Origin of the sequence: Yoonia sp. 208BN28-4, from assembly GCF_037543925.1 — a bacterium.
Taxonomy (GTDB): domain Bacteria; phylum Pseudomonadota; class Alphaproteobacteria; order Rhodobacterales; family Rhodobacteraceae; genus Yoonia.
In genome coordinates, this window is sequence record NZ_JBBIFY010000001.1 from 848,035 (window position 1) to 858,645 (window position 10,611).

The 10,611-nt window shown below is 57.4% G+C and carries 7 protein-coding genes; 4 read left to right on the plus strand and 3 right to left on the minus strand.

Annotation, left to right across the window (positions count from 1 at the left end):
- Window positions 1-83: 83 nt before the first annotated feature.
- The 3 genes from V8J84_RS04360 to V8J84_RS04370 form a co-directional block, all read right to left on the minus strand.
- Complete coding sequence (locus V8J84_RS04360) at window positions 84-4,064, minus strand: hypothetical protein (protein WP_339928428.1); 3,981 nt, start codon at window positions 4,062-4,064, stop codon at window positions 84-86.
- Complete coding sequence (locus V8J84_RS04365) at window positions 4,064-5,089, minus strand: hypothetical protein (RefSeq protein ID WP_339928429.1); 1,026 nt, start codon at window positions 5,087-5,089, stop codon at window positions 4,064-4,066. The genes V8J84_RS04360 and V8J84_RS04365 overlap by 1 nt, the downstream gene beginning before the upstream one ends.
- A 257-nt stretch (window positions 5,090-5,346) precedes the next feature.
- The gene (locus tag V8J84_RS04370) at window positions 5,347-5,619 is read right to left on the minus strand and encodes a metal-sensitive transcriptional regulator (RefSeq protein WP_339928430.1); all 273 of its coding nucleotides are present in this window, start codon (window positions 5,617-5,619) and stop codon (window positions 5,347-5,349) included.
- A gap of 117 nt (window positions 5,620-5,736) precedes the next feature.
- Between V8J84_RS04370 and V8J84_RS04375 the strand changes: the two genes are divergently transcribed.
- The 4 genes from V8J84_RS04375 (at window position 5,737) to V8J84_RS04390 (ending at window position 10,077) form a co-directional block, all read left to right on the plus strand.
- The gene (locus V8J84_RS04375; RefSeq protein WP_339928431.1) at window positions 5,737-6,525 is read left to right on the plus strand and encodes a glutaredoxin family protein; all 789 of its coding nucleotides are present in this window, start codon (window positions 5,737-5,739) and stop codon (window positions 6,523-6,525) included.
- Between the two features lie 65 nt (window positions 6,526-6,590).
- Window positions 6,591-7,232 carry a response regulator transcription factor gene (locus tag V8J84_RS04380; RefSeq protein WP_339928432.1) on the plus strand — a complete coding sequence of 214 codons (642 nt, stop codon included), beginning with the start codon at window positions 6,591-6,593 and terminating at the stop codon, window positions 7,230-7,232.
- Window positions 7,233-7,337: 105 nt separating this feature from the next.
- A complete protein-coding gene (locus V8J84_RS04385; RefSeq protein WP_339928433.1) occupies window positions 7,338-8,024 on the plus strand; it encodes a hypothetical protein in 687 nt (228 codons plus the stop codon).
- A gap of 112 nt (window positions 8,025-8,136) precedes the next feature.
- Entirely contained in the window at window positions 8,137-10,077 is a 1,941-nt protein-coding gene (locus tag V8J84_RS04390) for a sensor histidine kinase (RefSeq protein WP_339928434.1), read from the plus strand.
- Window positions 10,078-10,611 lie beyond the last annotated feature (534 nt).

A 10,611-nucleotide genomic window follows, 5' to 3' on the forward strand; every position in this document is an offset into this window, starting at 1 on the left:
TTGGCGGGAGTGCCCTTAGGCTCTTGCTCTCAGCTGCTTCACAACAAATCAAAGCACTTCGCGGATATCGCAGCAAATACGGTCTAGGGGCGTGTCGCGAAACTTCCGTTCATAGTTCCGTTCGCGATGGGGATGCTAAATGTGCCCTGCAACTGCCCTTCGGCTTCGGTCAGCGTCAGGTCAGCAGTGCCGCCTGTCGCGAATTGCACGATCAGATCGCGTCTGCTTTCGCCGCGTGTGATCTCGACCAGACTGTAGTTTCCCGCTTCAAGTGCAGGCAGCGCGAGTGTGATTTGCTGCCGTGGCAGGCTTATCACGAGCGATGGATTTGCCGCATCAACTGCGACTTCTCCATCAAACGTCCGCTCACCCGCATCGGACGTCATGACCACCTGAGCGAAAGATGCCGCGGGCGCGGGGGCGGTGACGCAATCTTCGCCTGTAGTGTCTATCGTCCAAACTGGCGCGGTCCGCATGCGGATACCATTTATGTCCGTTATCTGACCGTCAGCCCTGATTTCATAGACCGCACAGGGCTCAAGCGCTTGGCTCGGTGTCAGGAATAGTTCGTCGCTAAGGGTCGACGCCAAGACCGGAACATCGATTGCGGCGCCGTCCTGCGTCATCACAAACGCCGGCAGCGGTGCGGCAATGATGCGGTTAAAGCGCACGGTCAGTGAGGGTTGAAGCGCGTCGCCCTCCTGCTGGTCTTCCAGCGCGATAAACGGCGTACTGATGCTGGCGGGGGCCGACAGGACGGTCTGTGAGATGCCATTGTCAAACGTCAGGACAAAGCCACCTTGTCCAACAACACCCGCCGTCAGCAGATTGAAATCAAACTGGCCAGTGTCTGTCGTCATGCCCAGAGGCGTCACCGCTTCGCCATTATCAAACCCAACCGTCACCTGTGTCTGGGGCGCGGCCGCGTTCCACGTCAAGCGCGCTGAGCCGTCGGCAGTTGTGGCAAAGGTCACGGGTCCGGTGGGCAGTTGTCCAACCATATGCTCCCACCGTGTCTGGCCATCATCGCTTTCAAGCGTGACGCGCGTCACGTCGGATTGAGCGGCGATGGTCAGAGGCATGAAAACGGATACCTCCTGCAGGTCGTCATCGGACAGATCAAACCCTCTTCCGGCCACCTGCGTGTCACCGGCCCAAACGATTGCCTTGAGGAAATCCGCCTCTGGCGCTGGTGCAGCAGCAACACGAACCGCCTCGGGTGCGGTGGCGTATATCAGCCGCGCGCCATCGGCATCGCGAAAGATGCTGAACCGCAGCATGATCCCGTCCTCATCCACATCCGTCGCCGACGGATCGTGGCCGATCGGGCGTGCAACTTGCAGGATGTCAGGTGGGTCGATGCTGTCGAATAGCGTTAGCCGCGACTGCATGATCCGTCGCTCGTATTCCGTATAACTAATCTTGGCGTGGGGATGATTGTCCGAAAAGGTTGATTGCCCCCAAGTGTTTCCGCCGTAAATATTACGCGCCAAGGTGCTGTAGTGATCATCCAGAATATGCGTTGCACCCGTTGGCAAAAGGCTTGGAAACATCAGTGGTGCAAGAAAGCGCGGCGTTTCCGGATTGCCCGTTTCAGTGCTTTTGAAATGCCCGCCGTTACCATTTGTGGCCATGCGGATGCCGTCGATCCCTTCAAAAATACCGCCAGTGCGATTCAGGCGTTTGTAGTCATCGTTGCCTTCCTGTCGCAGAGGAACATGAAAAAGTCCGAACGAATGACCGACCTCATGCGCCGCGTCCGCACCATTTCCAAGCCAGCGAGACAATGACTCTGCGCTGCGCTGATCATCGCTCAGATCGTATTGCGACGGGAGCCCCATCGCAGCTGCTGATACGAAAATCCCACGCCCGTTGGTCCAGGTCGTGACGTCGCGGTGATTGGTGATCAATCCTGGCACAACCAAAATGCAGGCATTCAGATTTTCGCGGCAATACTGTTGTGCAAATCGTTTTGTCGCCGCCTCGATCAGGTTCGTGAATTCCATCGTCCGGAGTTCGGGTGAAAGCTTGCAAAATCCCAGAAGACAGGTCAGCGCCGACACGCCCTCAGCCGCCGCAATGGACGTGATTTGCGATGATGCGGAAAGCCCAAGCGCCTCGGGTGTGAAATTACCAAGATTCTCAAGATGCACAGCCCGAACCGGGGCCATCTGCCACGTATAGTCGCGGGCTGCGCGCATATGGACCGCCAACCTGCGGGCGGTATCGTCATTCAAGCCATCTTCAAAATCGGCGATCTGCAAATAGCCGTATTTCAGGGTCAGGCTGACCGGTTCATCAGAGCGGTGCCGCACGTCCTGAAACCCAACAAGCTCCGGCGCTTCCGCGTCACTGTCGGGGGCGTGCCAATAGATCGGCGGTGTCGCTTGTACGACAACCTCGGTTTCTGATCCGGTTGGCGACCAACCAAAGAAATTCACGCTGTCTTCCGCGTAAAGAAGCTCTTCTTCTGTGTAGTCGTCCGTGGGCTTGATGGTCGCTTCCTGTTCCGGATAAAGCGGCGCGCCGGAGGCAAAATCGGTCAGCTTGAGGTTCAGGCAAAGTTCGCGGGTTCGTCCGTCGCCCGCCTCTTCCTCCTGCCAGTCAAACCAGACACGTGTCGCGGTTGGTCGGTCGCGGATCAGTTGGGCGTCGCGAGTGACCTGATAGACACCCGCACGCACGTCAATCCGGTTGTTCGCGACCTGATCCATGTCCGATACGGCTGTGGTGTGGAACCACAGCGCTGGACGGTGACCCGCTGCAACAAGCGGTGCCACTTCGGGATAGAGTGACATATCGCGACGGTCAGCAACCAACGCGACGTCTGACGCGCTGCGTAAACCGGCCTCGCCGTCCGCAATTTCGACCCAATAGAAGGTCAGCGGCTCAAGCTGCTGATCCACCGCGATATCGACAATGCCGGGTGCCGTTTCACTGATGGTCGCAGGCACGGTTTGCGCGCTCCCGCCCGACATGACCCGCAGTCTGATTTTTTCTTCAATCTCAGGCTGGCGCACCGGTTGGTTGAAGGCCAGACGCAATGTCGGCCTGACGTAATCCACGCCAAGACACTGATCCGGCGTCGGGAACACCGCTTCGACTTGGAACTCATCGTCTGGCGCCAGATTAAACGATGCTTCAACTGTCAGCGTTTTGCAGTCCGTTCGTTGAAACCCGAAGCTGTACTGCGCTTTGAAATGCAGCGGGCGTGGGTCCATGATGACCAGAATGGCAGACGGGTCTTCGTGCATATCGCATAGGCCCAACGCCCGCTCGATGACGTCGGAATATTCATCCATCCATGCCTGACATGCGGCGCTGGCACGTTCCGTTTCACCAATCCTTGTGAGCGATTCCAGCACGCATTGCTGGGTCATCTGGATGTTACGCTCTGTTAACTGAATATCTTGGGCATAGTCCAAAAAAAGTGCGTTCCGGTAGATGCATTCCCCCGGGATCGGCGCGTTCCACGCCAAAGCTTCGGCCAGACGCAGCAACGCGTTCACGCAATCCAATTCCGCCTGTTGCAGCTGTTTGATCCGCGCGTTTTCGGCAATCTCGGGGGCCTGTCCGGATCCTGGCGTGCAATCAGGACCAATCAGCATGTCGCCCGACACAAAAGTCTCGAACCGGTCATCGGCGCCGTCGTCGCGGTAGGCTGTAATCGTCTGGGTGTCGTTTTGTGACACGTAGCGATAGCCGGCTTCAAACCCGCCGGTCCACGAGCCGCCGATGACGCTTTTTGAACCGTCGGGGTTGGTTCGCTCGACAAACTGCAAGCGCACCTTGCAATTGACTGTGTAGTTGCCCCAATCACCACCGACCTGCACGCGCACAGGCACGTCGTTGACGCGGATCCACTCCTTGTCGCCCATGACCATGTTGAAATCGTTGGCGCCACCAAATCCGTTTTCCACCTCGGCCATCAGCGTGGCAAGTGCGTCGGCGTCGCCGCGCGCCTCGGCCATCCGCTCATCAAAATCGATGAAGCTCCGCTCCTGCGCGCCCGCGAGTGAAGCCAGCCAAACCAGCGCAAAGGCAAGGACAGACCGCAGCAGCATCAGAACAGCTTGGGCAGGCGCAGCAGACTGCCGCTCATCATCGCGGGGATTTCAAAGCTGCCCGAAACCGGAGCGTAGGTGTCGCCGCGCTCGACCGTCACCAGCCCAAACGGAGAAGTGGCCTCCGGATCGACAGACATCGCGACCAGCGCGCCTGCAAAACTGCCGGACACCATCAGTGTGCCGTCTGCGTTGCGCGTCACGGCGTCCAGCGTCACGGTGAAGTCTGCGTTGCGCGTATCAGCCAACTGCCACGATTGACTATCGCCGCTGAGCGGCGGACCGGCCGCACCGAAAAGATGCGCTTCAATCGTGTCCAGTTCGCAGGGACATGTCATAAGCGATGGATCGTCCAGCTGCGCGATCAATTCGGGACTTTCCAGAAAATTCAGCTGTGCCATCATCTCGTCAGGCGCAAGATCGGTGTTTGTCAAGATCGCATTGGGATCAAGATTGGCCATTCGCATCGCAATCTGAAACGCGCCGGACCGATCCGGCAAAGCCGCATCAAAGGCGTCAATGTCGGCCCACAGGTCTTGGATTGTTTGCACGTCGTCAGGGGATGCCTGCGCTTGTAGCTGGGCGCTTAGAAGCGGCCGAAGCGCTGCTTGCGACGGCGACACACTTGTCAGTGCGCCGCCCAGAACACCGCCCAGTTCGGACAGGCGCTGAAAGCTGTCAAAGGCGTCCAGCACATCCTCGCCACACAAAGATGCGGCCAGCGTGGCGCCATAACCGGCGGGAAAGGCGGTCAGGCTCCAGATGTTGAAAAGCGGATTAATCTGCGGCGTGTCGCGCAGGTAGGCCGCGGTGGTAAAGGCTTCGACATCGCCCAGCACAAAATCCGCGACAGAAACTTGAAGGAACTCAAGTGTCCGTGTTTCACCATTCAGGTCAAGCGTGAGCTCGCCCATCGGCTGCACGTCAAGCGGCTCAAGACAGTCGTTGCTTTGCGCCCATGCAACGTGGGGGACGACCAGACAGAACACCGCCGCAATAGGGCGGACCTTGGAGAGGCAATACATCATCATAAGACCCGAAAAATGAATACACTGATGATCTTAGGTGAAACCGTTCCAGCCGGTCTACCCCCATAAAGGAGGGGTCCAAGGGATAGGAGGCCAGCATCGAGCGACAGTGCGGCAAGCGTTCGAAATTGGTCAAACGGTGACCCAGCGGAGCGTGCTCTTCCGCAAATACTGCCGCGTCTGTCCGAATGTGTGGGTCTGAATGGCAATAGTGAAATTAGAAAATAGAAAACGGAGGGGGGCCACGCTACGCTCTACTTGGACGCTTTTTGCAAAAGCCCGATCAGTTCATCGAACTTCGCCCGTTGCTCTTGCGGATCGCCGCTTTGGATTGCGGTTTCGACGCAATGGGCGGCGTGATTTTCAAGGATCAGCTTCTCCACACCCAGCACCGCGGACCGGATCGCAGCGGTTTGTGCCAGAATGTCCATACAATAGCGATCATCCGCGACCATTCCTGCGACACCGCGCACCTGTCCTTCAAGCCGCGACAGCCGGTCGAGCGTCTTTTCCTTGTTCGCTTTCATCATGTGCACCCTTTTATTTGGAGCCAACTGCTGTCAATTTGCCTATATACCCCATATGGGTATATAAGGTCGATAGGAATTGCCCAGCGTTGAACAACTCGCCAAAGGAAGCCGATTATGCCAAAAGACACCCGTGACGCTGCCACAGTCACCACGGCACCTGCGACTGCCGCGTCAGGGCAAACGGCTGTCCTGTATCGCATGGCGCTGCCCAATCACTTGTGTCCGTCAGGTCAAAAGGCGCGCTGGCTGCTGGACCGTCACGGCTATGACGTGGATGATCGCCTGTTCCGGGACCGGCCCGAGGTTGATGCCTTCAAGCAGGAACACGATGTCCAGACCACGCCGCAGATCTGGATCGATGGAGAGCGTGTTGGCGGCTATGACGCCTTGCGCCAAAAATTGACTGACTACGATCCCAAAACCAAAACCTACCGGCCCGTGATTTATCTGTTCGCGGTGGCCGCTGCCGCCGCACTTGCCCTGTCCATCGGGTTTTTGGGCGCGATTACTTGGCAGACGCTGGGCTGGTTTATCTCGGTGTCGATGATCCTTCTGGGGATGCAAAAGCTGCGTGACATCGAAAGCTTTTCAACGATGTTTCTTAACTACGATCTGCTTGCCCGCAGGTGGGTGCCCTACGCCTACATCTATCCGTGGGTGGAAACAGCGGCAGGCGTTTTGATGACCGGTATGTTGCTGACATGGCTCGCAGCCCCTGCCGCGCTCATCATCTCGACCATCGGCGCGATCAGCGTTTTCAAGGCGGTCTACGTCGACAAGCGCGAGTTGAAGTGTGCGTGTGTGGGCGGCAATTCAAACGTGCCACTTGGTTTTGTCAGCCTGACAGAAAACCTGATGATGATGGGTATGGCGATTGCGATGATTGTTTTGCTCTTCACCTAAGGCTCGCGCCTTTCGCTTATCAAAAATGTCTTTGTGTTCAGCGCATCATACGTGACTATGCTGTCATGCGCCGGACCGCCCAATATACCGCGATTGTTGCGGACGATCACCAGATCTTGCGAAGCGGGTTGGCTGATATTCTGGCCGCGCAAGGCAATATCACAGTCGTGGCGCAGGCCGAGGACGGGCTAAGCGCGGTGTCGCTGGCCAAGCAGCACCAACCGCATCTGATGACGCTGGATATCGCAATGCCGTTTGCCCAGGGTATTTCGGTCTTTGCAGAGGTGAAGCGATGGTCGCCGGACACAGCAATTGCGGTGTTCTCTGGCATCACCACCCGCTCGCTTTTGACGGAATTTCAAAGCGCCGGTGCTGAGGGGATATTCACCAAGCGCGGTGACATTGCCGAATTTCGCGATGCTATTCCCACGCTTCTTGCCGGTGGCAAAGTGATCTCGTCTGATGCGGCGTCGCTGATTGGCGCTGGTGATGACAAGTCGGAACTGACCCTGCGCGAACGCCAGATCCTCAGCAGCATCGCCGGCGGTCTGACCACCAAGGGTATCGCAGAGCATTTGGGGATCAGCCCGAAGACCGTTGAAAACCACCGCTCCAACATCATGGCAAAGCTTGGGGTGCAATCCATGGCCGAATTGCTGGCCTACGCCATCCGCGAGGGGCTTTTTGATGTTCAAAACCAGCTTTAACCCCTGAAAGCCCCCGTCGAATAGGGAGTTCCCCCTATGGTTTCGTGGCACCCGTCGCCGCATCTTCGTGTCATAGCAACAACGCACGAACGGAGCGACGAACCAATGACTATCCAATTGAAAACAATCATCTTTGGCGCAAGCATTTCTTTGATCACAGCTTGTGGCGGCACCACAATCGACGATGATATGGGCACCGAGCCGCCCGAGCAGATCCGCCCCACACCGCCCATTTCAACCCTTGGCACACCCGGTCAGGTGCAAGCGCTGCGCAACGAGGTCAGCGACGGTTTCGGTCTGGCCCGCAACAGCAATTTCTTCGGGCCGAAAAACGGCAACGTCACTTACGAAGGCACTTGGATCACCGGTATGACCGTCGAGGGATCGTCGGATATCAATACGATGATCGGCGACATGACAATGCGGGTCGATATCGGCGGCGATAACAACCCTGTCACGGGGCGTGTGACCGGCCTGAACACCGCCAATGGCAACGCTGGTCTGGAAAGCCTCAACGGCGCGCTGACAATTTCGGGCAATATCGACGGGACAGACCGTCGCTTTGATGCAGGCACGATGACAGGCAATCTAAGCGGCTATTTTGGCGGCGACCAGCGCCGGACTGTTTCAACTACCGCGAATATCTCCTCCACAAGCGGCTGGCGCGACTCTGTCGCCGGGGCACGCGGTGATGTGATCGTCGGCACAACAACCGGCCGTGTGGTCGAGACAGACAATCTGGCCAACATCGACATCACCACCGGTGCATTCCGCGTCGATGCCCAAAACTAGGTATCCTAAGAAGTCGGGGCGCATCGTCATCGGTGCGCCCTGACCATTTGTCGATCACGCCATCCGTGGCACGATCGTTGCAGCAAAGCACCGAATGGAGCAGACAGAGACAATGCGCAGATTATTGATCATGCTGGTTACTGCCTGTCATCGCGGTTTGCGCGACGCGACCATCTTGGCTGCGGCGGTTTTCATTTTGATGCATGGCCCTGCCGTGGCGCAGTCTTCAGACCGGCTTAGTCTTGATCCGGCCCATGCGCCCTTTGACGTGGCGCCCTTTGCCAGCGCATTGAGCGAACCCGCGCTGACGCCAGAAAACTGGGAAGAGCGTCTGGGGCCACGTGACCTGATCGCTTTGCCCCAAGATGCCTTTGACCCCATAGCGACGCCGTTGATCGGGTTTGGCGCAAATGACAGCATCTTCCATCTGCGTATCCCGGTGGCGAACCTGACCTCTGACCGCCAGACATGGATACTGGCATTCAACGACAGGCCAACGGGCCCACAGGAGGCGGTGCTTGTCGTTGATGATGGAACGACACGGATCGTCCCGCTACTGTCGCTCAGCGGTGCTTCTGATTGGGCGGGGGCGGATCGCCATGTGAACGTGCCCTTCGACATGCCACCCGACACGGCGGGCACACTCTACGTCAGCTTTGCCAACGCTGCCTCATCCGCGCCGCTGTCGATCGAGATGCCAGCCGGATACACGCAAAGCCGGACACGGCAGGACATGCAGATCGCGCTCTTGCTAGGGTGTCTGATCGGAATCACGTTGCTGACCGTGCTGCTGATCCGCACGCTGCGCCGGAACATCGCGCTATATTACGCGGGCTACGTGGGCTGCGTGACGATGCATATCCTGACGACAAATGCACTTTTTCTGCCGCAAAGTGATGCGCTGCTTGCTGGGTTCTATCAGGTCATGGGATCATGGTGGGCGATAGGGTCACTGTCGCTAGGTTTGCTGTTCCAGCGGGCCTTTTTCGCGCAAGAGCCGAGAATTTCTCAAGCGTTCAGGCAGGTTCTCTTGGCCGCGGCACTGGGCCTTTTGGTGGTGAACTTTGCCTTCCTACAGGGGTGGATTTCACCCTTTGCGATCACAGTTCTGGCCGCGTTGTGCATCTGCCTGATCGGTGCGAACGGCGCTCTCGCTGTGGTGAAAGGGTTGACAGGCGCGTGGCCGTTTCTGGTCGGATGCCTCGCGATCACGGCGACGCTTTTGCTGTTTGCTTTTGCCGCGTTCTTTTCCGCCTATCTAAGCTGGTCGGACATCACTCTGATCCTGATGGTAGGCCTGTTGTTCGAGGCAATCACACTGGCCTTTGCGATGTTCGGCCAAGTGCGCGAGATACGCGTACAGCGCGAAGCGGCGCTTCAGTCGCAACTGACGCTCACGCGCGAAAAGCTGGATATGGCGACACGCATGGCCGCTGCGGCCCACGATATCCAGCAACCGCTGTCATCACTGCGCATGGCGATGACGGCCCCGCAGGCCGGGTCGGAACGCTCTGCCGAAATTGGTGATGCGATTGATTACCTTGATGGAATTGTCCGGTCGCAAATGGCTGAAACACGCGCGGACGCGCAGGTGCAGGCCGAAGTGGACCCGATGGCAGATGAAGAGTTTGATCTTGGGCTGATACTGGAAAAGCTTCGCGCCATGTTTGCCGATGAGGCCGCTGCAAAGGACCTGTCGCTGCGGGTGGTTCAGACCTCGGTGCGCGCGCGCGGAAACGCATTTGCGCTGATGCGGGCTGTGTCGAACCTTGTGTCAAATGCGATCAAAAATACTGCCGAAGGCGGCGTGCTGATCGGCTGTCGGCGGCAAGGTAAAAAGGTCGGTATTTGGGTTTTTGATACCGGACCGGGGATGGACGAAAAGACCCTTGCGGCTGTGCAGAAAAACTACGCCCGCCACGGCACTTACGATGGTCATGGGCTGGGGTTGAACATCGTGCAAAAGCTGTGTGCAGACAACGGTTGGCGCTTTGAAGTGGCGTCTGTTCAAGGCAACGGATCGGCGTTTTGCATCTGGATTTCGATGGCCTGATACGCGGCTTTGCGACAGCTCGCAACGTGAGCTGAGGGCCAAATACACAATCTAAACGCGTCAAATGATGGTCGGGTATTCCCTACTTCGGCGATCGGCCATATCCTTGAAAACTTGGGTTTTCCGCGACAAAAACCACTTGGAGAGCCGCAAACACCGCTAAAAACTGTTTTTTCCTAAATGCTTAGCAATCCGCGCCGGATTTGACGCTGATCCAAGGGCGCGAAGCGACATGCCCGCAGCCGCACAGGCACAGATTCTTTTCCCTTGCGTTAACAGCCGGTGTCGTTAATTTTTCTGCCTAAGGGGACGTTGATAGTATTTTTAAGGAGTTTGAGAGCGAAACGCGAAGTCGTATTTGGATCGTTTTATATTTTAGATAATTTTGGCGCGGCCGATTTTTTAAGGGCACCGTCAGCAAGCCAGATTATGGCGACTTGACCCTCAGACTGACCAACTTGAACTTACCAGACCGTTCCTTGGTGTACGCGTGATTTGCGTGTGCGCTGCTGCTGCGTATTTAGGAATGATGTC